The 25,620-nt window shown below is 56.1% G+C and carries 13 protein-coding genes and 2 pseudogenes; 13 read left to right on the top strand and 2 right to left on the bottom strand.

The annotated features are described in order from the left end of the window. Positions 1 to 143 precede the first annotated feature (143 nt). Positions 144 to 803 (top strand): 6-phosphogluconate phosphatase, encoded by a 660-nt coding sequence (gene yieH, locus WFK59_RS19945; protein WP_233985727.1) that lies wholly within the window; start codon positions 144 to 146, stop codon positions 801 to 803. Between the two features lie 49 nt (positions 804 to 852). On the opposite strand, the gene WFK59_RS19940 is transcribed toward yieH, so the two are convergent. Then, positions 853 to 1,848 carry an acyltransferase gene (locus WFK59_RS19940; RefSeq protein ID WP_233985726.1) on the bottom strand — a complete coding sequence of 332 codons (996 nt, stop codon included), beginning with the start codon at positions 1,846 to 1,848 and terminating at the stop codon, positions 853 to 855. Between the two features lie 220 nt (positions 1,849 to 2,068). Here WFK59_RS19940 and glyQ point away from each other — a divergent pair, with 220 nt between their 5' ends. The 10 genes and pseudogenes from glyQ to WFK59_RS19890 all read left to right on the top strand — a co-directional run bounded on the left by glyQ (position 2,069) and on the right by WFK59_RS19890 (position 23,299). Continuing rightward, positions 2,069 to 2,980, top strand: coding sequence for a glycine--tRNA ligase subunit alpha (glyQ, locus tag WFK59_RS19935; RefSeq protein WP_031375581.1), 912 nt, complete (start codon positions 2,069 to 2,071; stop codon positions 2,978 to 2,980). 9 nt (positions 2,981 to 2,989) lie between these two features. After that, a complete protein-coding gene (gene glyS / locus WFK59_RS19930) occupies positions 2,990 to 5,059 on the top strand; it encodes a glycine--tRNA ligase subunit beta (protein ID WP_094119866.1) in 2,070 nt (689 codons plus the stop codon). Between the two features lie 361 nt (positions 5,060 to 5,420). Next, positions 5,421 to 7,151 carry a ShlB/FhaC/HecB family hemolysin secretion/activation protein gene (locus tag WFK59_RS19925; RefSeq protein ID WP_336756991.1) on the top strand — a complete coding sequence of 577 codons (1,731 nt, stop codon included), beginning with the start codon at positions 5,421 to 5,423 and terminating at the stop codon, positions 7,149 to 7,151. A 68-nt stretch (positions 7,152 to 7,219) separates the two neighbouring features. Continuing rightward, positions 7,220 to 17,872, top strand: coding sequence for a hemagglutinin repeat-containing protein (locus WFK59_RS19920; protein WP_336756989.1), 10,653 nt, complete (start codon positions 7,220 to 7,222; stop codon positions 17,870 to 17,872). Between the two features lie 14 nt (positions 17,873 to 17,886). Beyond that, positions 17,887 to 18,117: a hypothetical protein gene (locus WFK59_RS19915; RefSeq protein WP_336756987.1), complete on the top strand. Its 231-nt coding sequence runs from the start codon at positions 17,887 to 17,889 to the stop codon at positions 18,115 to 18,117. A 326-nt stretch (positions 18,118 to 18,443) separates the two neighbouring features. Next, entirely contained in the window at positions 18,444 to 20,351 is a 1,908-nt protein-coding gene (locus WFK59_RS19910; RefSeq protein ID WP_442956320.1) for a VENN motif pre-toxin domain-containing protein, read from the top strand. Positions 20,352 to 20,512: 161 nt separating this feature from the next. Next, positions 20,513 to 20,878 carry a ribonuclease toxin immunity protein CdiI gene (cdiI, locus tag WFK59_RS19905; RefSeq protein WP_336756985.1) on the top strand — a complete coding sequence of 122 codons (366 nt, stop codon included), beginning with the start codon at positions 20,513 to 20,515 and terminating at the stop codon, positions 20,876 to 20,878. A gap of 152 nt (positions 20,879 to 21,030) precedes the next feature. Beyond that, a pseudogene (locus WFK59_RS19900) lies at positions 21,031 to 21,385 on the top strand (DNA primase); the annotation flags it as partial. A 139-nt stretch (positions 21,386 to 21,524) separates the two neighbouring features. After that, positions 21,525 to 22,199, top strand: a pseudogene (locus WFK59_RS22150) (VENN motif pre-toxin domain-containing protein); the annotation flags it as partial. 761 nt (positions 22,200 to 22,960) lie between these two features. Beyond that, on the top strand, positions 22,961 to 23,299 hold the full coding sequence (locus tag WFK59_RS19890; RefSeq protein ID WP_336756981.1) for a hypothetical protein: 339 nt from the start codon (positions 22,961 to 22,963) through the stop codon (positions 23,297 to 23,299). Between the two features lie 88 nt (positions 23,300 to 23,387). Here WFK59_RS19890 and WFK59_RS19885 read toward each other — a convergent pair whose 3' ends face one another. Continuing rightward, positions 23,388 to 23,624 carry a SymE family type I addiction module toxin gene (locus tag WFK59_RS19885; protein WP_336756979.1) on the bottom strand — a complete coding sequence of 79 codons (237 nt, stop codon included), beginning with the start codon at positions 23,622 to 23,624 and terminating at the stop codon, positions 23,388 to 23,390. Positions 23,625 to 23,984: 360 nt separating this feature from the next. Here WFK59_RS19885 and WFK59_RS19880 point away from each other — a divergent pair, with 360 nt between their 5' ends. Both WFK59_RS19880 and WFK59_RS19875 read left to right on the top strand, forming a co-directional pair. Beyond that, the gene (locus tag WFK59_RS19880) at positions 23,985 to 24,695 is read left to right on the top strand and encodes a hemagglutinin repeat-containing protein (protein ID WP_442956319.1); all 711 of its coding nucleotides are present in this window, start codon (positions 23,985 to 23,987) and stop codon (positions 24,693 to 24,695) included. 162 nt (positions 24,696 to 24,857) lie between these two features. Further along, on the top strand, positions 24,858 to 25,439 hold the full coding sequence (locus WFK59_RS19875; RefSeq protein ID WP_336756977.1) for a hypothetical protein: 582 nt from the start codon (positions 24,858 to 24,860) through the stop codon (positions 25,437 to 25,439). The last annotated feature ends 181 nt before the right edge of the window (positions 25,440 to 25,620 follow it).

Raw genomic sequence — 25,620 nt, 5'->3', positions numbered from 1 at the left:
TCCAGAAGAAAAAATCATCGGCGCGTATCCTGGCGATTTTACCAGGCCAATACAATGATTTTTCGCAACCGATTGCCACTCTCGCAATCTTCGCTCAGTACGGTAGAGTGAGGGACGCCCATAAAATCAAAGGATAGAGTCTGATGTCAGTAGAATGCGTCTTTTTCGATTGCGATGGCACGCTGGTGGACAGCGAACTGCTCTGTACCCAGGCCTACGTCAATACCTTCGCCCGCTATGGCATCGACCTGTCGCTGCAGCAGATGTTTGAGCAGTATAAAGGCGTCAAACTGTACGACATCATCCGCGACGTCGGTGAAGCGCATCAGACGTCGTTACCGATGGAAGAGGTGGAAACCGCCTACCGTGCCGAAGTGGCACAGCTGTTTGACCAGCATCTCAAGCCGATCGACGGCGCGAAAGCGCTGGTTGAGCAGATCAAAGTGCCGATGTGCGTGGTGTCGAACGGAACGGTGAAGAAGATGCAGCACTCGCTGGGCTTAACCGGCATGCTGCCGCGGTTTGCTGATCGTCTCTACAGCGGTTATGACATTCTGCACTGGAAGCCCGATCCGGAACTGATGTACCACGCTGCCGAGCAGATGCAGGTCGCGATTGAGCGCTGCATCCTGGTGGATGACTCTGAAGCGGGCGCGCGTGCCGGCATTGCCGCCGGTATTCCGGTCTTCTACTACTGCGCCGATGCGCATAACCCGGAACTGGATCATCCGCTGGTAACGCGATTCGACAACATGGCGGAGCTGCCCGCGCTGTGGCGCGCCCGCGGCTGGGACCTGGTATAACAGGCTTCAGCCGTGCCCGGCCTGTCGTGTCAGCAGTGCGCGCAGCCCGTCAGCTGACGAAGTGACGTTTATCGACGCGTTTAAGCACCATCGCCAGCAGCAGGCTGCCGCCCAGCGTGACGCCGAATACCCACGGCAGATCGAGCCACGGACGTGACATATCGTCGTAATGATGGGTACGCAGATAGTGGATAAACAGCGCGTGAAAACCGTAGATCGGCAGTGAATAGCGCGCAATCAGCGCTAAACCCGGCAGCGCGCGCTGGTTAAGCGCGTTTTTAAACACCATCAGCAGACTGATCGCCGCGATAAATACCAGAGGCCCGCAGTAGAGATACCAGGTGTCGTTAAACGCCCCGTTGACCCGTAACGCCTGCTTTGTGCCCAGCGCAATGCCTATGACGCAGGCGATAAATACGCCAGTGGCGGCAGGCGTCAGCCCACGTCTTGTCGTCTCCATGGTGCCGATCGCCCGTCCTAACAGTGCATACAGCAGATAATAGATGCTGTCACCGCTGACATAGAGGTTGACCGGCAGAAAGTGAAACGGCCCCAGCGACTGGCTGACGGTATTGGGATTGGCCAGTACCGCCAGCACCAGCACCAGCAGCGCCACATAACGCGCCTGCACGCTTTTCACCTGTATCAGCGGCGACATCAGATAGATGCCGATCAGCGCAAAAAAGAACCACAGATGATAAAAAACCGGCTTTTGCAGCATTTTCAGAATCGAGCGCCCTTCACTGATCGGCGTCAGCCAGGTGATGTAGGCCAGCGACACGGCGCTGTAAAATAACAGGCAGAGCACCAGCCGTATCATGTGGCGCGGCTGCGCGCTGCGCTCACCAAAAAACAGGTAGCCGGAGATCATAAAAAACAGCGGTACGCAGACCCGTGAGGCGGAGTTCAGCAGGTTAGCAACATCCCAGCTGGCGCCGGTTACCGCCATGGGGCCGGTGATATACCAGGTGGTGGTGTGGATCACGATCACCATCAGGCAGGCAACCGCGCGTAAATTATCGATCCAGTAAATCTTCTGCGGCATGGCGTCCTCTTGCGCATAGCGTCCGTGCGAAGAAGGGTAGCCAGGCGCGGCGACGGCAACAACCTTTGGCCGCAGGATTCAGAGACCTCTGTATGGCTGCAACAGGCGATTACGGTGAAACCGCGCCGCAACCGCACAGGATTTCCGGCTGCACATCGCGCGGTCAAAGGGTATACTGTTGCCCTCTTTTTTCATCTAGCCAATCGCGTGCAAATTCAACATGCAAAAGTTTGATACCAAGACCTTTCAGGGCCTGATCCTGACCTTGCAGGATTACTGGGCACGTCAGGGCTGCACCATTGTTCAACCGCTGGACATGGAAGTAGGCGCTGGCACTTCACACCCGATGACCTGCCTGCGCGCACTCGGCCCGGAGCCGATCGCCGCCGCTTACGTGCAGCCGTCTCGCCGTCCGACCGATGGTCGCTACGGTGAGAACCCGAACCGCTTACAGCACTATTACCAGTTCCAGGTGATCATTAAACCGTCACCGGACAACATTCAGGAGCTGTATCTCGGGTCGCTGAAAGAGCTGGGTATGGACCCGACGGTGCATGACATTCGCTTCGTGGAAGATAACTGGGAAAACCCGACGCTGGGTGCCTGGGGACTGGGCTGGGAAGTGTGGCTCAACGGCATGGAAGTGACGCAGTTTACTTACTTCCAGCAGGTCGGTGGCCTGGAGTGCAAGCCGGTCACCGGTGAGATCACCTATGGCCTGGAGCGTCTGGCGATGTATATCCAGGGCGTCGACAGCGTCTACGATCTGGTGTGGAGCGACGGTCCGCTGGGTAAAACCACCTACGGCGACGTGTTCCATCAGAACGAAGTGGAGCAATCCACCTATAACTTCGAATACGCCGACGTCGATTTCCTCTTTACCTGCTTTGAGCAGTACGAGAAAGAGGCGCAGCATCTGCTGGCGCTGGAAAAACCGCTGCCGCTGCCCGCTTACGAACGCATCCTGAAAGCCGCACACAGCTTTAACCTGCTGGATGCACGCAAAGCGATCTCGGTCACCGAGCGCCAGCGCTATATTCTGCGTATCCGCACCCTGACGAAAGCCGTGGCTGAAGCTTACTACGCCTCTCGCGAGGCACTGGGCTTCCCGATGTGCAATAACAAAAAGTAAGAGGCAGCCATGACTGACAAAACTTTCCTGGTGGAGATCGGCACCGAAGAGCTGCCACCAAAAGCCCTGCGCAGCCTGGCTGAAGCCTTTGCTGCGCAGGTTACTGCGGAACTTGATGCCGCTAACCTGAACCACGGTGAGGTGACCTGGTTTGCCGCGCCGCGCCGTCTGGCGCTGAAAGTCGCTAACCTCAGCGCTTCCCAGCCCGATCGGGAAGTGGAAAAACGCGGTCCGGCGGTCAGCGCGGCGTTTGACGCCGACGGTAACGCCACCAAAGCCGCAGAAGGCTGGGCACGCGGTAACGGTATCACCGTTGATCAGGCTGAACGTCTGAGCACCGATAAAGGCGAATGGCTGGTTTATCGCGCCCAGGTTAAGGGTGAAGCTGCGCAAACCCTGCTGCCAGCGATGATCGCTACCGCGCTGAGCAAACTGCCGGTGCCAAAACTGATGCGCTGGGGCGACAGCGATGTGCAGTTTGTCCGTCCGGTTCACACCGTGACCCTGCTGCTCGGCGAAGAGCTGATCCCGGCCACCATTCTGGGCATCGACTCGGCGCGGACTATTCGTGGTCACCGCTTCATGGGCGAACAGGACATCACCCTTGATAATGCCGATCAGTATCCGGATGTGCTGGAGAAACGCGGTAAAGTGATCGCCGACTACCAGACCCGTAAAGCGATGATCAAGGCTGATGCCGAAGCGGCCGCGCGCCGTCTGGGCGGTAATGCCGATCTCAGCGACAGCCTGCTGGAAGAGGTCACGTCGCTGGTGGAGTGGCCAGTCGTCCTGACCGCCACCTTTGAAGAGAAATTCCTCAAGGTGCCGGCTGAAGCGCTGGTTTACACCATGAAAGGCGATCAGAAATATTTCCCGGTGTATGACAATGACGGCAACCTGCTGCCGAACTTCATTTTTGTCACCAATATCGAATCCAGCGATCCGCGCCAGATTATCTGGGGTAACGAGAAAGTGGTGCGTCCGCGTCTGGCCGATGCGGAGTTCTTCTTCAATACCGACCGCAAAAAGCGTCTGGAAGATCATCTGCCACGGCTGGAAACGGTGCTGTTCCAGAAAGAGCTGGGCACGCTGCGCGATAAAACCGATCGTATTCAGGCGCTGGCGGGCTGGATTGCCGGTGAAATTGGTGCCGATGTGAATCACGCCACCCGCGCCGGCCTGCTGTCGAAGTGTGACCTGATGACCAACATGGTCTTCGAGTTCACCGACACTCAGGGCGTGATGGGGATGCACTACGCGCGCCACGACGGCGAAGCCGAAGATGTGGCGGTGGCGCTGAATGAGCAGTATCAGCCACGCTTTGCCGGTGATGCGCTGCCTTCCAGCCCGGTCGCCTGTGCGCTGGCGATTGCCGATAAAATGGATACGCTGGCCGGTATTTTCGGCATTGGTCAGCATCCAAAAGGCGACAAAGATCCGTTCGCACTGCGTCGTGCGGCGCTGGGCGTGCTGCGTATTATTGTTGAGAAGAACCTGCCGCTCGACCTGCAAACCCTCACCGAAGAAGCGGTGCGTCTGTATGGCAGCAAGCTGAGCAACGCTCGCGTGGTGGATGATGTGATCGACTTTATGCTGGGCCGCTTCCGCGCCTGGTATCAGGAAGAAGGTCACAGCATTGATACGCTGCAGGCGGTACTGGCGCGTCGTCCGACCCGTCCGGCAGACTTCGATGCCCGCATGAAAGCGGTGTCGCATTTCCGTACGCTGGATGCCGCCGCTGCGCTGGCCGCCGCCAACAAGCGCGTCTCTAACATTCTGGCAAAATCGACCGAAACGCTGAATGACAGCGTGCAGGCGTCGCTGCTGAAAGAGAATGAAGAGATTCAGCTGGCGACCTTTGTCACCGCGCTGAGCAGCAAGCTGCAGCCTTACTTCGCCGAAGGCCGTTATCAGGATGCGCTGATTGAACTGGCGCAGCTGCGTGAAGCCGTAGATAACTTCTTCGATAAGGTGATGGTCAACGCGGATGATCCGGCGGTGCGGGTTAATCGCCTGACGCTGCTGGCGAAACTGCGTGAACTGTTCCTGCAGGTGGCGGATATCTCGCTGCTGCAGTAAACCTTTCAGTGCAGTATGGAAAAGGGACGAGATATCGTCCCTTTTTTATTAAATTTTCCCGCCTCTAAAGCCTTTTCTGCCTGTTATCTGACGGCAACTGTTTTCAACCTTTAAATAACCTCAATTCTCATAAAGCAATAAATAATCGTTATAACGCCCTTTGCCAACATAAATTTAAATTAAACGGCCCATCCATATCAGATTATTACAAAAATTAAATGGCCGCATTACACGTAATATATTTCGGTAATCCTCCTGTTAAGAAACCGCCTGAAAAAAAGATATTCTATTGTTTTTCTGATTTTCAGGTAGATAATTCGCCAGTAATTACAGCCGGTTAAAATTAATGAAACGGATTTTCATGAAACGAATTTTTTTATTCCTCAGGTTATCGCTAACGCGTTTATTCGTCGTGCTGGCGGGATCGCTGTTTAGCTGCGTTTTACCCCTGCTGGCGGCCACGCCAGCAGACACCCGCCAACAGGAAAGTCAGGCGATTGATGCTCGCGAGCAGTTGCGTCAGCAGGCGCGTGAACGTGCGCTGCAACAGCAGAATGCGCCGCAGGCTAATGAGCATCTTCCCCGGCCCGACAGACTGCTGCCCGATTATCCTGTCAGTGAGCACCCTTGTTTTATCGTTGATCGCCTTGTACTGACTGGCGAGGCAGCCAGCCAGTTTCAGTGGGCGCTCAATGCCGCCGCAGACGCCACCGGCCGCTGCCTGGGCAGCCAGGGGATCGTCCTCGCCATCAACAAAGTGCAGAATGCGATTCTCGCCAAAGGCTATGTCACCACGCGCGTAATGGCGCAGGAGCAGGATCTGACCAAAGGTGTGTTAACGCTGACGTTACAGCCGGGCCGTATCAGCAAGATCCGCTTTGATGAACCGGTGTCCTGGCGCGGACGGTTGTGGAATGCGATTCCGGCATCATCGGGCGATATTTTGAATCTGCGGGATATTGAGCAGGGTCTGGAGAACTTTAAGCGGGTGCCGAGTGCCAGTGCCGACATTAAAATCGTGCCTGGCGACAAGGAAGCCACCAGCGATCTGCAGGTCAACTGGCAGGAAGGCCGCCCGGTGCGGCTCAGTCTGGGACTGGATGACAGCGGCTCCAGAACTACCGGGCGCTATCTCGGTTCCGCCACCCTCGCAGTGGATGCGCCTTTTGCGCAAAACGATCTGTTCTACGCCAACATCGGCAAAAATTTGTTTGAGCATGGGCCTTTCGGCAACCGCTCGCACACCCTGAATTACTTTTTCCCGATAGGATACTGGGCCGTTTCCGCCAACTATAACGACTACACCTATCACCAGAACATCCCCAATGCCAATGAGGTGCTGCGCTACAGCGGCAAGAGCGATAATTTCCAGCTCACGGTCTCCCGATTGCTCTACCGCGATCAGTCGAACAAAACCACGCTTAACCTGCGCGGCTATCGAAAGCACGCCACCAACGCCGTCAACGATATCAACATTGAGCAGCAAAAGCGGCGCACCGCAGGCTGGGAGCTGGGCCTGAATCAGCATAGCTATCTGGGGAGCAGCACGCTGGACGCCAGTATCGCCTGGCGGCGCGGTACCGGGGCGTTTAATGCGCTTCCTGCGCCGGAAGAGTCGCGTCATCAGGGCAGCGCGCGTACCGGCATATTGCTGGGCGACCTCGGCATCAACCATCCTTTCGCCGTGGGCGAGCAGCCCTGGCGGGTCTACAGCAGTGTGCGGGGACAATGGAGTCCGAATGCCCTGACGCCACAGGAGCGAATGGCAATTGCCGGCCGTTATACGGTACGCGGCTTCGACGGTGAGCAGATGCTGTCGGGGGAAAAAGGACTGCTATGGCGTAATGAAATCGGCTGGAATCTTTTCTCGCGCGGGCATGAGCTCTATCTGGCTGCCGATTATGGCCGGGTAAGCGGACCCGGCACGCACTACCTGGTTGGACATCAACTGGCTGGCAGCGCACTTGGCGTGCGTGGCGCACTATGGCAACGGTTCAGCTATGACCTGTTTGCTGGTATGCCGCTCTATAAGCCTGCAGGTTTTCATACTTCAGGCGCAACGGCAGGTTTTAGCATTAATCTGGAAATCTGATCGGCAAAGCCCGCTTTCCCGCTTCGCTAACGATTTGAATGGACCGCTTTTTCTCACGGATGTGACCCATGAATAAACATTGCTATCGTATTATCTTCAGCCGTACCCATGGGGAACTCCGCGTGGTATCGGAACTGGCCCGCAGTTGCAGCACTGAACCGGGCCAGAGTGGTGGCAACGGTTCGGCGCGCCTCTGGGTCACTCTACGCCGTGCGACGTGGCTGCTTGGACTGGCCCTGTTTGCCGGGCCAGCAATGGCGAACGGCATTGTAGCGGATAGTAATGCTACGCCAGGACAGCGGCCGGATATCATCGCTACCCAGAACGGGCTGCCACAGGTCAATATCACGGCCCCCAATCAGGCGGGTATCTCGCATAACCAGTATCAGCAATTCGACGTCGCGCAGAACGGCGCCATCCTGAATAACTCCGCAGTGATGACCTCAACACAACTGGCCGGAATGATTCAGGGCAACCCGAAACTCAACCCAAACGCCCCAGCGGCGCGGGTGATCATCAACGAAGTAAACAGCAATAATCCCAGCCAGCTACGCGGTTATATGGAAGTGGCGGGCGGACGGGCGCAGGTGATCGTTGCCAACCCGGCCGGGATCGTCTGTAACGGATGCGGCACCATCAACGCCGGCCGCATGACGCTGACCACTGGCAAGCCACAACTCAATGCTGACGGCAGCCTGGCGGGTTATCAGGTCGAACGTGGCGTGGTGCGCATTGAAGGCGGCGGACTCAACGGCGATCCCCGTCACGATACTGAGTACGTTGACGTACTGGCCCGCGCGGTGGAGATCAATGCGGGCGTCTGGGCCAAAAAAGAGCTGGCGGTGGTGGCCGGTCGCAACCGCGTAAGCGCAGACGCACAGACGGTCACACCGCTGGCTGACGACGGCAGCGCCAGACCTGAACTGGCGATCGACATGGGGCAGATGGGCGGCATGTACAGCGGCCAGATCCGCATGATTGGCACCGAAGCGGGCGTTGGCGTACGTAATCAGAATGCCCAGGTTCAGGCGGGCAAAACGCTGGTGGTGAGTAGCGAAGGTAAGCTCGTCTGGCAATCGGCGGCACAGGATGGCGTGACGCAGGCTGGAGGCGACATCAGCCTGGCGGCCAGAGAGGATATTGACTATCAGGGCAAACTCCACAGTGGTGGTCAGCTGACGGTCCGGAGCCGCGAAGGCGGAATCACTCAGTCCGGCACCCTGGCGGCGGCAGGTGATGTGCGGCTGACCGCGGCCCGCGGCATACAGAGCAGCGGACACCTGCTGGCAGGCAGCGATGCCAGCAGCCAGGTTGTGCAGGAAGCTAATCTGCAGCTTGAGAGCCAGGATGTCATTCGCGCCAGCGGCAGCCTGCTGAGCAAAAAAGAGGTCAGCGTGCGTGGACGCCGGGTCGATCTCAGTGGCGCTCAGATCGCGGCCAGCCGCGCAACGCTGACGGCTCAGGAAGGGGGTGTTGCCGTGCGTCAGGCGGTGATCAATGGTGATGAGCTGGTGATTAACACGGCAGGTGATATTGAGGCGCAGCAGGCGCAGATTAGCGCCGGGCGCTGGCAGATCGATGGACGCAGCCTGTTCAGCCAGCAAGCCGGATGGTCACAGACCGGAAGTGGCGAAAGCCGCTTCACACTGAGTGGTGGTCTGGATAACAGCGACGGAACGATTGAGAGCCGGCAGCTCAGCTTCCGGGCCGCCTCCCTGAATAACCAGCGTGGGCGCATGGTCGCACTCGACAACGTGGCGCAAACCTGGCGGATTGACGGTCTGCTCGACAATACCGCGGGTGAGCTGGGTAACAACGGCGATCTGACGCTTGAAACAGGCAGCCTGACTAACCAGGGTGGTACCGTCAAAACCCAGGCGGCACTGACTATGAATGCCAGCGCGGCTGTTAACAACAGTCAGGGTAAGCTGCTGGCCGGTGATGCGCTGACGCTCAGCGCGGGTGCTGACCTGAATAATCAGTCCGGCACCCTGAACGGCGGTCAGCTGTTGCTGAATGTGCAGCATCTGAATAATGCGCAGGGCGAGATCGTCAGCCAGCGCGACCTCGGCCTGACAGTAAGTGGACTGGACAATCAGGCTGGCCAGATCGTAGCGCGCGGAGCGCTGGATATTCACACCGGTGAATGGAACAACCGTGGCGGCACGGCGCAAAGCGAAACGCAGCTCAGCGCGCAAGCCAGCAGCCTCAATAACGACGACGGCAAACTGCTCTCCAGCCAGCAATTAAGCCTCTCCGTGCACGATCAGATCAGCAACCGCACAGGTGAAATCAGCGGCACCGCGCTGAAGGTGAACAGCAGCAGCTTCGACAATACTCAGGGCAAAGTGATTGGCCAGAAGACGCTGGATCTCGCTGCCGGTCAGGGGATTGACAACACACAGGGGCTACTGGGTGCGGGTGACGCACTGACTATCCGTACCGATGGCGAACTCAATAACCGTGGTGGAACGCTTCAGAGTAACGATCTGACCACACTGGCGGCGCGTGAGATGCAGAATGAGGCAGGTAAGATTCTCGGCGGCCAGCAGCTGACCCTGAATACCTCGGGCCAGCTGAGCAACCGTTCAGGTGAAATCAGCGGTAAATCACTGCTGCTTAACACCAGCCAGATCGATAATGCCCAGGGCAAACTGATTGCGCTGCAAGATCTGAGTCTGGCGACGCCACAGGGCCTGGATAACAGCGGCGGCTGGATCGAAGCGGGTCATCATCTCTCCCTCAACAGCGGCGGACTCTGGCAGAACCGTGACGGTATGGCGCAGGGCGGTGAGCGGGTGACGGCGACGGCAGACCAGCTCAATAACGGCAGCGGCCGGTTGCAATCTGGCGGTGATCTCGCCCTTACCAGCCACGGCACTATTCTCAACCAGGGTGGCAAACTCACGGCGCAAAACGCGCTCGCGATCCGTGGCACCGCAGCGACGCTATTTAATAACGATGGCGGATCGTTGCAAAGCGGTGGCGATCTTCTCCTGCAGGGTGGATCGCTGACCAATCGCCAGTCAGGAGTGATTTTTAGCCAGCAGGCACTTACGCTCAATCTGACGGGCGATTGGGACAATCAGGGCGGCAGCCTTACCGGCAATGGCCGCACGCAGGCCAGCGCCGCGAATCTGTTGAATGCTCAGGGCGCGATCAATGCGCTGGACACGCTGGATATGCAGTTCTCCGGCCGTCTGGATAACAGCAATGGCCGAATTTTCAGCCGGTTAAACCAGACCCTCCAGGCGCAGGAGATGGGCAATGCCCAGGGCTGGATGGGCAGCCAGGCGAGCTGGACTGCCACCAGTGCCGGTTTCGATAACACGGCGGGCAGTGTGCAAAGTCAGCAGCAGGCGGAACTCACGGCGAACTGGCTCAGTAACGCCAGCGGCGTGCTGCAATCGGCAGCTGGCATGGTGTTACGTGTTGCTCAGGACATCAACAACCTTGCCGGTAAGATTTCTGCCCAGCAGCAACTGACGGTGCAAGGTCAGACCGACGGTAGTCGCGCCGGTAACATAAACAATACGGGCGGCCAGTGGCTGGCTGGTGAGGCGCTGACTATCACCGCTGCGCGTCTTGATAACACCCAGGGCGGTCTGCTCTACAGCCAGCGGCAGTCACGGCTGAACCTGGCCGGTGATCTGGATAACCGGGCCGGTAAAGTGCAGAGCGGCGAAGTATTTCAGCTGGATGCGCAGGTGCTGAACAACGCAGGCGGCAACATCGACAGTCAGCAACAGCTTACCCTGCAGCTGTCTGGTCAGATTGATAACAGTGGCGGTGCGGTACGCAGCAACGGCGGACAGCAAATCAATGCCGCGACGATCGATAACCGTCAGGGCGTGTTCAGCAGTCTTGAGACGATAAACCTGACTACCGGGCTGCTGGAGAATGCCAGCGGCACGCTGATCAGCCAGGGCGCGGGCTTCTATCATGTCGACACGCTCAATAATCAGCAGGGCAAAGTTCACAGCGGGGCGGTGCTGACTTTGAATGCCACTCAGCTGAACAACCAGAGCGGACAGATGGTCGCCACTCAGGATTTAGTGCTGAACGCCACGGCGATCGATAACCGTTCACAGGGCATGATCAGCAGCCAGGCGGGACTCTCACTGCAGGCCGATCGCTTTATCAACCGCGACGGTGGCCTGTTACTCGGCACCACCTACACCGACATTTCTGTCCGTGATATCGATAACAGCGCCGGACGGCTGCAAAGCGCTGGTACGCTCATGCTGCGCGGTGTTGCACAACTGGACAACCGGCAGGGACGGGTGCTGGCGAATGGCGACCTCACCATCAACGGTGATCTCTCACCGACTGATTCACCGCTGGTGCTGCTCAATCAGAGCGGAAGGCTGGAGAGTGCTGGCGCATTGAGCATCCATGCACACTCTTTCAATAATCAGGACGGCACGCTGCTGGGCTTGCAGGCGCTGACGCTGACCGCGCAACAGGACTATACCCACAACGCGGGCGAAACTATCAGCAGTAACGGGACGGTAACCTTCTCTCTAAGCGGGGCACTGACTAACCTGGTTGACTGGCTGCTGCCGGGTAATCTGGTGCTGAATGCCTCGGCCATAACCAATCCTGCGATGCTGGTGGGCAAAACAGTTCAGCTCACTACCGGTGCGCTGCTGAACAGCGGGCGTCTTGAAGCTGATGCCCTGACGCTGAATGTCGACTCGCTGGATAACAGCGCCACCGTGATGGGCGATGAGGTCATCGTGCGTGGCCGGGTGATTGACAACCACGGACAGCCTGCAGTCATCGCGGCGACTGAAAGTCTGACGCTGCAGACCGGTGAGCGCCTGACCAACCGGGACGGCGCTCTACTCTATAGCGGCGACCGGATGCACCTTCACAGTGATGACCTGATTGAGAATCGGGCAAGTTTTATCGAAACGGACGGTGATGCAACGATTGAGGCGCGGCGGCTCGATAACCTGCGCGAAGGGCTGGTGATAGAGCGTGAGGCTGAGACCAGCGACTACAAGTGGCATCGATATAACTACTACTGGCGATCTTACGGCTCAGCAGTGAGCACCGATCTCAGCACCATGGCGTCGACCACACAGCAACTGACTTTCCAGGATGAGGCAGCGGCGCAGAGTAATCCTTACGGCACGCTGCTGGCGATTGACGCGGCGGGCAAACGCGCTCAGGTGCGTGTCAAAAACAATCAAGGTCAACTGACTGAGCTGTGGATAAATTATCTGGCGCTTAAACCCAACGCCGACGGCAGCTATGCCATGACTTTTTATGAGACCCGTGGATACCGCCAGAAGGGTGCCCCGACGCCTTATCACAATACCTTCTGGCGCGAACATAACATTGGGCAAATTGAACAGTGGGACCCGGAACGTCACATCGACATCGATAGTGCGCCGTTTGTCTCCGATTACAATAATCTGCGTGAGCGTACTGCTACTGGCACGGTTACACGCGACCAACTGGTAAGCGAAGGCATCGGAGCCCGTATTCTGGCGGGTGGCAACATGATCCTGCGCATCACGGATAAGTTGCTCAATGACGCCAGCGTTATTACCGCCAATGGCAACCTGACACATGAAGGTGGGGGAAGCGTAGATAACCGGGGCTATTCGGTCAATGAGCGACGGCAGGAAGTGATTGTCGACCACTATGACAAGGATACCCATCACTGGTATCCGACCTTTAATCGTGACGAGACCACCGCCCTGGCAACCGTTGACGGCATCATTACCGGCAACGGAAACGTCACGATAAACGGATTCAGCATCACCAACACCACGGTCAATCAGGCGCAGATAAGCCAGCTTGAAGCGGCGCTGCAGGCAGTGGACGCTGAGCGTGCGGAGTATGAACGAAATCCGCTGGCCTTTGCTGTAGACGGCATTGCCCGTCATGACGGCGACACAGAACTTGCAGCGGGCGGCCAGCTTACGCAGTCCGGCCTCAGCTCCCCATCTCAGCCAGGACGGCCGCTGTTACCGGCAGAGCTGGCCCTGACGGCGCTGCAACAACTGGAAAGAGTCGCCACAACCCTCCCCAATAACGGCCTGTTCAGTCAGCATACCGCGGCGGGCAGCCCGTATCTGGTGGTGACTGACGAGCGCTTTACCAGCCAGAGCAAATTTATCAGCAGCGACTATCTGCTCGAACAGGTGGGTTACGATCCGTCACAGGTGCATAAGCGCCTGGGTGACGGTTTCTACGAGCAGCGACTGGTGCGCGAGCAGGTGCTGAAACTGACCGGCAGGCCTTCCGTTAACGGCTGGGATGCGATGGCGCAGTATCAGGAGTTGATGAACAACGGCTCTAAAGTGGCGCAGGATTTCCATCTGGTGCCGGGCGTGGCGTTGACGCCGCAACAAATCGCGGCGCTGCAACAGGATATCGTCTGGCTGGTCAGCGAAACTGTTGATACGGCAGACGGCCCTCAGACAGTGTGGGTGCCGAAAGTTTATCTGGCACAGACCACGCTGCGGTTAACCGGGGATGGGGCAGTGATTGGTGGAGGCAACCTGCAACTCTCGGCCGACAGCGTGACCAATGCCGCTAACCTGTTTGCTGACAAGGCGCTGTCCATCGATGCCGGAGAGTTTCTGCATCAAAGCGGCGATATCAAGGCGGGCAGCATTAATGTGCGGGCCGACCAACTGACAATCAGCACTAATTTGCAGGATGCGCTGCGTCAGGCGACGATGAGCGCCGATGATATTCGTCTCAGCGGTACTGATATTACGCTCGCTGGAGCGAAGCTGGATGCCACCGATAATCTTAGCTTGCTGGCAAGCAACGACCTGACCATTACCGCTGCGAAAAGCAGCCATACCGCGGATCTTGCTTTCATATCGGGCTCGATGGGGAACCGTACCCGCGACGGCATGGAAGAGGCTGGTTCACGGCTGGCGCATGTTAGTGGTGAATGGCAGCAGGCGCTCGGCAGTGAACTCAACGCCGGAGGCAATCTTCTTCTCTCAGCCGGGCGGGACGTCACACTCACCGGCAGTCAGGCCAATGCTGGCGGCCAGCTCGATGTGCAGGCAGCGGGCGATATCACTATCAGGGCTGAAACCACCACCAATACCACCCATCTTGAGGCTGACAGCCGCACCTCGTCGGTCAGCAACAGTCGCCAGGAAGATCGTCTGTTGCTCAGCACCCTGAGCGGCGCTCAGGGTGTGACGCTGGTGGCGGGTAATAACCTGCTGGCCGAAGGCGCGCAGGTCGACAGCACCGGGGGCCACATTGGCGTCAGCGCGCAGAACGTCACCATTAAAGATGCGCGCGCCAGCCTGTTAGCTCAGGACAGCGAGAACAAGCGCGAAGGCAATACCCGCAGCCACCGCGAGGAGGAAAGCACACGTGAGAGCAGCACCGGCAGCACCTTCAGCGGGCAGCAGGGCGTGGTGGTGATCGGGCGGGAGAACGATGTTACCGTCACTGGCAGTACGCTTCACAGCGAACAGGGCGCTGTCGGGCTGCAGGCGAAGCGGGACGTGGTGCTGAACAGCGCCACCGAACGTGAGTCGTTTTACAGCGAAGAGCGCTCAGAGAATAAAAGTCTGTTGAAAAAAAGCAGCGGTCATAGCGTGACTCGGGACGTTACCACCCGCGAGAACGACAGCCTGCTGAGCGGCGAAAGCGTCACGGTCATCGCCGGACGCGACCTGACGGTGACCGGATCGGCGGTGGCTGCCGATCGGGACGTCAGTCTGCGGGCCGGGCGCGACGTGGAGATCGGCGCGGCAACCGAGACCGACAGCCATTATCAGCTGCAGGAGAATAAAAAGAGCGGGCTGCTGGGCAGCGGCGGCATCGGCTTCACTATCGGCAAGCAGTCCACCCGCCATGAAATCGATGAGAAGGGCACGACCCAGAGCCAGAGCGTCAGCACCGTCGGCAGCAGCCAGGGCAGCGTGGACATCACGGCGGGCAACCGGCTGCACGTCGGCGGCGCAGACCTGGTGGCGGGTCAGGACCTGAACCTGACAGGCGACAGCGTAACTGTCGACCCGGGCGTTGATTCACGCAGCCGTAAGGAAACCTTCGAGCAGAAACAGAGCGGTCTGAGCATCGCCCTGTCAGGCACGGCGGGCAGCGCGCTCAACACGGCGGTGAGCAGCGCGCAGCAGGCCAGGAAGTCGGGCGACGGTCGGGTCAGCGCGCTGCAGAACACCCAGGCGGCGCTGAACGGGGTGCAGGCGGCACAGGCGGCTCAGATGGACGGGCTGCAGAACGGCGGAGAAGGCGGTAGCAACACCATCGGCGTCAGCGCCTCGTACGGCAGCCAGTCGTCGAAAAGCGAGACGCGTACCGAGAGCAGCCAGTCGCAGGGCAGCACGCTGACGGCGGGCCGGAACCTGACCGTCACGGCAACCGGCAAAAACGGTACGGCGCAGAGCGGCGACATCAGCATCACCGGCAGCCAGCTGAAGGCGGGCGGCGACCTGGGGCTTGATGCGTCGCGGGACATCCTGCTGCAGTCGGGGCAGAACACGCAGAGCACCGACAGCAAAAACAGCAGCAAAGGCGGCAGCCTCGGCGTCGGTATCGGCGCGGGGTCGGGCGGCTACGGCATCAGCGTGTCGGCGAGCGTCAACGCGGCGAAGGGCAGTGAAAAAGGCAACGGGCTGACGCACAGCGAGACCACGCTGGACGCGGGCAACCGGCTCAGCCTGACCAGCGGGCGCGACACCACGCTCAGGGGCGCGCAGGCCAGCGGTGAGAGCGTGAAGGTGGACGCGGGCCGCAACCTGACGCTGGCCTCGGAGCAGGACAGCGACCGCTACGACAGCAGACAGCAGATCGCCAGCGCGGGCGGCAGCGTCACGTTCGGCTCAATGACCGGGTCGGCGAACGTGAACGTGAGCCGGGATAAGATGCACAGCACCTGGCAGAGCGTGGCGGAGCAGACCGGGATATTTGCGGGCAGCGGCGGCTTTGACGTGACCGTGGGTGAGCACACGCAGCTCAACGGGGCGGTCATCGCTTCCACTGCTGCCGCCGGTAAGAATAAGCTGGACACCGGCACGCTGGGCTTCGGGAACATTGAGAACCACGCGGACTATAAGGTGGAGCACCAGAGCGCGGGCATCAGCACCGGCGGCAGCGTGGGCGGTCAGTTCGCCGGCAACATGGCGAACGGGATGCTGGCGGGGCTGAACGACAGCGGCAGCGCGGACTCTGTGACGAAGGCGGCGGTGAGCGAAGGCACCATCGTTATCCGCGATAAGGAAAAGCAGAAGCAGGACGTTGCCGGTTTAAGCCGCGACGTGGAAAATGCGAATCCGGGTCTTGAGACCATCTTCGACAAGGAGAAGGAGCAGAACCGGCTGAAGGCGGCTCAGCTGATAGGGGAAATCGGCAGCCAGGCGGGCGATATTGCGCGGACGCAGGGTGAGATCATCGCAACCCGGGAGGCGAACGAGAAGATGTCCGGCGTCACGCAGACCGACCGCGACAGGGCGCTGGCTGAGCTTAAAGCCAAGGATCCGACGAAGCAGTACAGCGCAGACGACGTCAGTAAACAGGTTTACAGCAACTTCTACAATCAGGCGTTCGTTGACAGCGGGTTCGGCACCGGCGGTAAGGTGCAGCGGGCCATCAGCGCGGTGACGGCGGCGGTGCAGGGCCTGTCGGGCGGGAACGTGGCGCAGGCGATAAGCGGCGCGTCGGCACCGTACCTTGCGGAAAAGATACACGAGCTGACCACGGACGCGAACGGCAAGGTTAATACCGAAGCGAACCTGATGGCGCACGCGGTGCTGGGTGCGGTAACCTCGTATGCGGCGGGCAACTCGGCGCTGGCGGGCGCCTCGGGCGCGGTGATGGGCGAGTACATCGCGCAGCAGCTGTATCCGGGGGTTAAGCGCAGTGACCTGTCTGAGGAGCAGCGGCAGACGATAAGTGCGCTGGGTACGCTGGCGGCGGGTCTGGCGGGCGGCGTGGTTGGTGACAGCACGGCGGATGCGGTGGCGGGCGCGCAGGCGGGTAAGAACGCGGTTGAAAACAATAATCTTGCACTGGTTGCGCGTGGTTGTGCCGCACTTTCACCTTGCCGGAATAAGGTTGCAGAGCAGTTGCTGGAGATTGGTGCGAAAGCCGGAATCACAGGGCTTGCCGGACTGGCCATTAAAGATGTAGCTGATAAAATGACCTCTGATGAACTGGAGCATCTTGTCACCCTGCAAATGATGGGTAACGATGAGATCACCGGGAAGTATCTGAGTTCTTTGCAGGATAAGTATGGTTCTGACAGTGACTCAGCGCCAAATGTGGGAGCAAATCTGACCGATGCAGAGAAGGCTGAATACGGTGGAGCAGGGTCGGGTACGCCGGGCGGCTGGGAACCTCAGGATGAGGAGAATGCGCGCAATAATGCATCTTCGGATACTCCCTCCAAGGCCCAGTTAAATCAGGCAGCCTCTTCACCAAATCGAAATGGATTAACAGATGCTGGACGGGCCTTGCAAAAGCATGGAGGAAGAGAAGGTTCCGTCTATACGTATTCTAGCCAGAAAGCCTCTGTTTTGAATCAGGAAGCACAAACTATAGTCAACGAAATTTTGAGTAATCCCAATACTAAAATTGAAAATAGAGTTATTTTTGAGAATAAGCAAAGAATTACAGTTGTTGAAGCTACTGCACCTGATGGTCGCGCGCTCAGGTTCACCTCTGATGGTTCTAAGCTGGTAGGGTTCCGTGAACCGCCAACTAAATAATGAGGGTTAACCTAATGTTGGAATACAGTGTAGGGAGTTCAATGGGCAGGGATGATCTTTATGCTGAACTGTCATTTAATAAAGTTCAATGGGGTGAAATTTCATTATCCGAAGACAAGAAGTCTGTCAGTATTATTATTTATCCAAATGATAATAATATAATGGAATTTAGATATGATGAGTTTATAGCGCTTATTGAAAAAGCAAAAAACCATCTTCTTAAGCTTGAACCATTAGTCAGGTAATCAAATCCCAGCCTTCAAGGCTGGGATTTGATTGTTTAACCGTGAAATTATATTTAATCGCCCACAAGTTTACAGTCCCGGCAAGATAGCGAGAGCTGGCACAAAGACAAGGCCTGCCCTGCTCTGCGAGGGTGAAACAATCCATTAGAACAGGGTTTAGTCGTCGATAAGTGAGATCACCGACAGCACCGGTCGCACAGCTAGCATAAGGCAACGGCCTGACGCACATTGAGACCACGCTGGACTCGGGCGGCAGCGTCACCTTCGGCTCAATGACCGGGTCGGCGAACGTGAGCCGGGATAAGATGCACAGCACCTGGCAGAGCGTGGCGGAGCAGACCGGGATATTTGCGGGCAGCGGCGGCTTTGACGTGACCGTGGGTGAGCACACGCAGCTCAACGGGGCGGTCATCGCTTCCACTGCTGCCGCCGATAAGAATAAGCTGGACACCGGCACGCTGGGCTTCGGGAACATTGAGAACCACGCGGACTATAAGGTGGAGCACCAGAGCGCGGGCATCAGCACCGGCGGCAGCGTGGGCGGTCAGTTCGCCGGCAACATGGCGAACGGGATGCTGGCGGGGCTGAACGACAGCGGCAGCGCGGACTCTGTGACGAAGGCGGCGGTGAGCGAAGGCACCATCGTTATCCGCGATAAGGAAAAACAGGCGCAGGACGTTGCAGATTTAAGCCGCGACGTGGAAAATGCGAATCCGGGTCTTGAGACCATCTTCGACAAGGAGAAGGAGCAGAACCGGCTGAAGGCGGCTCAGCTGATAGGGGAAATCGGCAGCCAGGCGGGGGATATTGCGCGGACGCAGGGTGAGATCATCGCAACCCGGAAGGCGAACGATAAGATGTCCGGCGTCACGCAGACCGACCGCGACAGGGCGCTGGCTGAGCTTAAAGCCAAGGATCCGACGAAGCAGTACAGCGCAGACGACGTCAGTAAACAGGTTTACAGCAACTTCTACAATCAGGCGTTCGCCGACAGCGGATTCGGTACCGGCGGTAAGGTGCAGCGGGCCATCAGCGCGGTAACGGCGGCGGTGCAGGGCCTGTCGGGCGGGAACGTGGCGCAGGCGATAAGCGGCGCGTCGGCACCGTACCTGGCGGAAAAGATACACGAGCTGACCACGGACGCGAACGGCAAGGTTAATACCGAAGCGAACCTGATGGCGCACGCGGTGCTGGGTGCGGTAACCTCGTATGCGGCGGGCAACTCGGCGCTGGCGGGCGCCTCGGGCGCGGCAATGGGTGAGTATATCGCGCAGCAGCTGTATCCGGGGGTTAAGCGCAGTGACCTGTCTGAGGAGCAGCGGCAGACGATAAGTGCGCTGGGTACGCTGGCGGCGGGTCTGGCGGGCGGCGTGGTTGGTGACAGCACGGCGGATGCGGTGGCGGGGGCTCAGGCGGGAAAAAATGCTGTTGAGAATAACTATCTGAGTGTGTCGGATAAGACGGAACTGGAGATAGCGAAGCAGAAGCTCAACAGTAAAGACCCGGCAGAGCGTGAGAGAGCCCAGCAGAAATATGACGCGCTGCGTGAGAAGGATATCGCCAGTGATAAGGAAGTTATTGATGCCTGCGGTAATGGTAATGTGGGTAGCTCAGCGTGTGCAGGTGCAAGACTAAAAGTCATTGCGACAAAAGAGGGATATGAAGATGGCCCTTATAACTCGAAATATAGCCAACAGTACGCTGATGCCTATGGCAACATCGTAAACCTGCTGAATATCACCAGTGTTGATGCACAGAATCAGCAGCAGGTGAAGGATGCGATGGTGAACTACGCCATGGTTCAGCTTGGTGTGGACAAGGCGACGGCTGAGAACTATATCGAAACCTATGACGGGATGAAGACCGTTGCGGCTTCGATGACACCAGTGTTGGGGGCTGCGGCTGTCAGTAAACTCAGTAAGCTGGCTGAAAAAGTCGTTGTTTATCCATCGGGTATTAATTTCAGAATCGATCAGCCAAAGCACCTGGCAACCGTCGATGGGTTTACACAGAAAAATGGGATCTCGGGTGGTCATAATTCCAATGCATTTTACGACGCCGCTAAGGAATACAATGTAAAAATCGTCAGTGAGACACCTACCGGCGTAAAAGGTATTACTGAAGTGAAGTATTTAATACCGACTAAAGATCGGGCTGGACATTTGACCGGAAATTACAAAGCGGTAACTGAAACAAAAACTATCTACGATCCTAAAATATTCTCTGACCAGTAAATATTAGAGCTTGGTCAACAAGCAGCAGTTAAAGGCTACAAAGATGCCATGGCTAGCAAGAATGGTCAGGCTAACGTATCGGTTGATGGAGTTAATTTCAGAATTTACGTGGATAAAACCACAGGGACTGTGCGTAACTTTCATCCCAACTGAGGTGAACGATGAGGAAAGAATTATTTAGTCAACAGGATGTAGATAACGGGCTTAATTTGGTCGTTATATCCTATTTTGATAGAATGTATGAAGATGGTAAGTTTTTGGACGCTTTAGAATTACTATCTAAAAAATGGACGTTAAATGTTGATGGTGCTTATTGTAATTTTCCAGATATGGACAGTTATGACGAAAGTGAATATTTTGAAGGGGTTGAGTTTTCTGTTGGTTATCCTCCCTCTGAAGCAGACACTACTATCGTTAGTGAAGAAACCTGTTATCGGTATGTTCGACTCGCATGTGAAAGGTATTTAAAACTTCATCCTGAAGATACCGAAAAGGTGAACGGTTTACTGGCTAATTTGCCTGCCTGAGTACAAAAGTCCCGGCCACCGAGCCGGGATTTTTTTCGCCTACTGTCTGCCATGCCGTTGTCGGGTCTGTGACCGTTTTCACTAACCAACAGTGGGACAGGGTATGTTTTGTTGAACCGCCACGTTGTGGCCGTCCCACAAAACGCCTTCTGAATCATGGGCAGCAGCTGGAAGGGCTGCTGGAGTCAAATGAAAAAAGTTACCAGGCAACGCTGCACCAGAACGTGCAGCGGCTGCTGCTGCCGCTGTAAAGTGGTTAACCCGTTAGCGGAGCAACTGATCTTTCTGAGTGACAAGACGCGCACCCGGCACGACCACATGAAATACCTGACGTTAATCCAGACGGCGGCGCTGCTGCACCAGTACCAGTGTGAGGTGAAACGCACAATGCATCGGGACACGGTTATTGAGTACATTGAGGTCCAGAAAAGCGATATCGCCTTGGCAAACCTGCTGGCGCATGGAGTGCTGATGAAAACGCTGGACGAGATGCCACCGCAGAGCCGCAGTGAGTGACAGCAAGGCGGATGCGGTTGCGGGCGCGGGCGCGCAGGGGGTTAAGAACGCGTTAGAAAATAATAATCTTCTCTTACCAAGGCCTGTGCTGGTAAACGACAGCGGCAGCGCGGACAGCACCACGAAGGCGGCGCAGCTCATCGGCGAAATCGGCAGCCAGGCGGGCGATATTGCGCGGACGCAGGGTGAGATCATCGCAACCCGGAAGGCGAACGATAAGATGTCCGGCGTCACGCAGACCGACCGCGACAGGGCGCTGGCTGAGCTTAAAGCCAAGGATCCGACGAAGCAGTACAGCGCAGACGACGTCAGTAAACAGGTTTACAGCAACTTCTACAATCAGGCGTTCGTTGACAGCGGATTCGGTACCGGCGGTAAGGTGCAGCGGGCCATCAGCGCGGTGACGGCGGCGGTGCAGGGCCTGTCGGGCGGGAACGTGGCGCAGGCGGTGAGCGGCGCGTCGGCACCGTACCTGGCGGAAAAGATACACGAGCTGACCGAAAACAATCCGGAAACGCAGGCGATGGCCCACGCGGTTGTTGGGGCGGTAGCGTCTTACGCATCCGGCAACTCAGCGCTGGCGGGCGCGGCGGGCGGCGTCAGCGGTGAACTGATGGCGCATCTGGTGATGAAGCAGCTGTATCCGGGTAAAGCGGTCGGCGATCTGTCGGAAACAGAGAAGCAGACGGTCATTGCGCTGGGTACGCTGGCGGCTGGCCTTGCGGGCGGCGCAGCGGGTGACAGCACGGCGGATGCGGTGGCGGGCGCGCAGGCGGGTAAAAATGCTGTTGAGAATAACCTGCTGGGTAAGGTTCTGATTGAAGGATGTGCGGTAGCGGCTCCTTGCCGGACGAAGGTTGCAGAGCAACTGCTGGAGATCGGCGCAAAAGCCGGAATAGCTGGCCTTGCCGGGGTTGCCATGAAGGACGTTGCCGATAAGATGACGTCTGATGAACTGGATCATCTTGTTACCCTGGAAATGATGGGTAACGATGAGATCACCGGTAAATATCTGAGTTCGTTGCAGGATAAATATGCGCCTTCGCATACAGGGAATAATGATGCTCAGATTAATGCCGGGCCAAATCATACAGGGAACAATGCTGGTCAGGTTGATGCTGGACGGAATCATACCGGCAATAGTGGCAGTCAGATTAATACCGGACCAAACCACACTGGTGGGGATCAGTCGGTAGAGCAGTTGCCGAACAATACAGGTAACACTGAAGGTTTTCCTGATTTACCAAATTACATGGAAAGTCATGGCTATGAACCAAATAAAAACGCTGTTGGAAATATGGGTGAATTCCTGAAACAATCGGGATTCGGTAGTACAGTTAAGGATAATACCCAAAAAACCAATCAGCAGTATCAGGGGAAAACTATTTACAAAGCCACTGATGATGTTGGAAATTATATAAAAAAAGGCGACCAGTTTTATCTGGATGGTTTACATAAGGATCATATTGAAGTTTTTGATAAACGAGGAAACTTCAGGGCCGTTCTGAATTTGGATGGTTCTATAAACGAAAGAAAAACCCAAGAAGCCGAAGGACGGAAATTAAAATGATATCAACTTTAAGTAGGCTTAAAAGTAGTTTGCTCACACTGTGGGCAGAGAAAAAAGTAGCATCTGGTATAAACATTGAGTCGGGTGTCGTAGAAAATTATGAGAACTATGTGGCCGATTTTTTCAAGGCGACTAAGCTGCTTGAAAAAACTATAAAAGAAAAAGATCAGGTGGCTATTAGGTGTGCATTAACAAGGGTGAGAATGGCATCTTTAAATATGTCTAATCTTTACCAAGATATTATTGATGACGTTGTAACGATAAATCAGCAAGAATCTTGGCCCGAAATACCAGAAGGGTACAAACTTCCGGATCGTTATAGTGAACCTGATTGAAAAAGTCAGGTAACAATAGCGTAAGGACAAAAAATGGTTACCTAAATAACTAAAGATCCCGGCCTCAGAGCCGGGAGCTTTTTGCCTGTCACTCAGCAGGCCGGATCACCAGTTGCCCGCGTTCAACTGTAATAGTAACCGGCGTATCGGTCCCGAATCCCGCCTGTGTCAGCCAGTCACCCTTCAGGTGCAGGCTGGGCGTGCGGCTGTAGTAAGTGGTCGTACCGGTAGCCCGCTTAATATGCTGGACACTGGTGTATCCGACTTTATAGCGGCGTAATGCTTTGGAAATACTCACATCTGGCTTAGTATCGTGTGCAGCCATGATCAACTCCTTGCTAGTTGGTTGTGGTCAGCGTCTGTTACGGGGTGCAACCCGTAGCAGACGCGCTAAAAATCTCTCGTTACGTTCTTCCTTTTCTGTTTTCTCCTGTTCAAATATACACCGTCTGCCCTGCAAGCTCGCTGAAAGCTAAGTAATAAACTGCGAGGCGTCTTTGAAAAACGAATTGTTTTCTCCTTTTGCCTGATTGGTATATATCCCTTCTTCCCGATGTTATTTACACCCATAAGAGGGCTGATTTTCCTGCTTTGAATCCACATCAGTCAGCTTTTAATCTGTCTGCAAAATCCCTATCGCCTCTTTACCTTAACGGGTAATGACAGGATCCTCAGTGCTGATAAAATGCGCAGCCTGCACGATCAGGATAGTGAGGCCAGTACCGGCAGCACCTTCAGCGGGCAGCAGAGCGTGACGGTGATCGGGCGGGAGGGTGACGTTATCAGCGCCTCGTACGGCAGCCAGTCGTCGAAAAGCGAGACGTGTACCGCGAGCTTCCAGTCGCAGGGCAGCACGCTGACGGCGGGCCGGAACCTGACCGTCACGGCAACCGGCAAAAACGGTACGGCGCAGAGCGGCGACATCAGCCCCACCGGCAGCCAGCTGAAGGCGGGCGGTGACCTGGGGCTTAATGCGTCGCGGGACATTCTGCTGCAGGGCGGCGCAGCTCACGGCGAAATCGGCAGCCAGGCGGGGGATATTGCGCGGACGCAGGGTGGGATCATCGCAACCCGCGAGGCGAACAAGAAGATGTCCGGCGTCACGCAGACCGACCGCGACAGGGCGCTGGCTGAGCTTAAAGCAAAGGATCCGACGAAGCAGTACAGCGCAGACGACGTCAGTAAGCAGGTTTACAGCAACTTCTACAATCAGGCGTTCGTTGACAGCGGATTCGGGGCCGGCGGTAAGGTGCAGCGGGCCATCAGCGCGGTGACGGCGGTGCAGGGTCTTTCGGGCGGGAACGTGGCGCATGCGGTGCTGGGTGCGGTAACCTCGTATGCTTCTTGCAACCTGAAGCTGATAGGCGCACCGGACAGTGTCAGTGACAAAGTATAATAAAATACGCTCTAAAACCTATAGTCAATTAGCAAAGCGAAATTGAAGTTTTTCTGATTTTATTAGAAAATTGAAGTGATTAAAAATATATTTATGAGAAGGTGACTCACTAAGTAACCAGAAGTTAAAATAAGGCTTAGTGTGATACAAGGAGAGATTAAAATGCATGGAAGCCGTTTTGTTTCAGGCTATGATAAAGGCAAGGTTAAGTTCTATTTATTACTCTCCGTTTTTTTCGTCATATTTGCAGCATGGCTATGGTATCTGATGTGGTCAAATGGCGTCGCAAGACGTGTTGTATTAATGAAGAATGTTCCCGAGTGGACAACATACATTACTGTTGCATCAATAGTAGGTCTTGTTTTTTCGGGGCGAGTTGTTTATTTTAGACCAGTTGTTGAATCAGCTATCTATGTACTGAAAGCTTTTGGATGTGGGTTTTCTGTTGGTATTATTTGCATTCTAAATTGTTACAGTGTCTATGTTTATGTCGCTCCTGGTAAGATTGTTCAGTATGAGTCTGAATACGAGGTTACGTTTCCAGGTCCGGCAGTTGGGAAAAATAGCCATTGTGAAGCTGGCTTGTGGATTAAAGATGCGCACACAAAAAGATGGCTTCAACTTTGTACAAATCGTAAGAATTTATACAATGACAGGAAGCAAGGTATGACTAAAGTATGGGTGACGGCTCATACTAATAAAATAGGTTCTTACATTATAAATTATCAGTTCACTTATGATTAATTAAAAAAGCTATACGCATTAATTATTATTTTTATAATTTCAGGTTGGCTGGGTGATAGTTAAAGTTTCTGCGAGGAAAGTCCAGAGGCAGGAATGAAGATAATCCAGTAAAAGTAATATTCGTTGGCTTTTACTGAACTATAGCCTGGCTCCAGATCTCTGCTGCCCTTAATGAAGTCAT

This window comes from Pantoea sp. USHLN298, assembly GCF_037149395.1.
In the GTDB taxonomy this organism is placed as follows: Bacteria; Pseudomonadota; Gammaproteobacteria; order Enterobacterales; family Enterobacteriaceae; genus Pantoea; species Pantoea astica.
The sequence above is the reverse complement of the archived record's forward strand: the minus strand, read 5'-3'. Positions and strand labels throughout refer to the sequence as shown.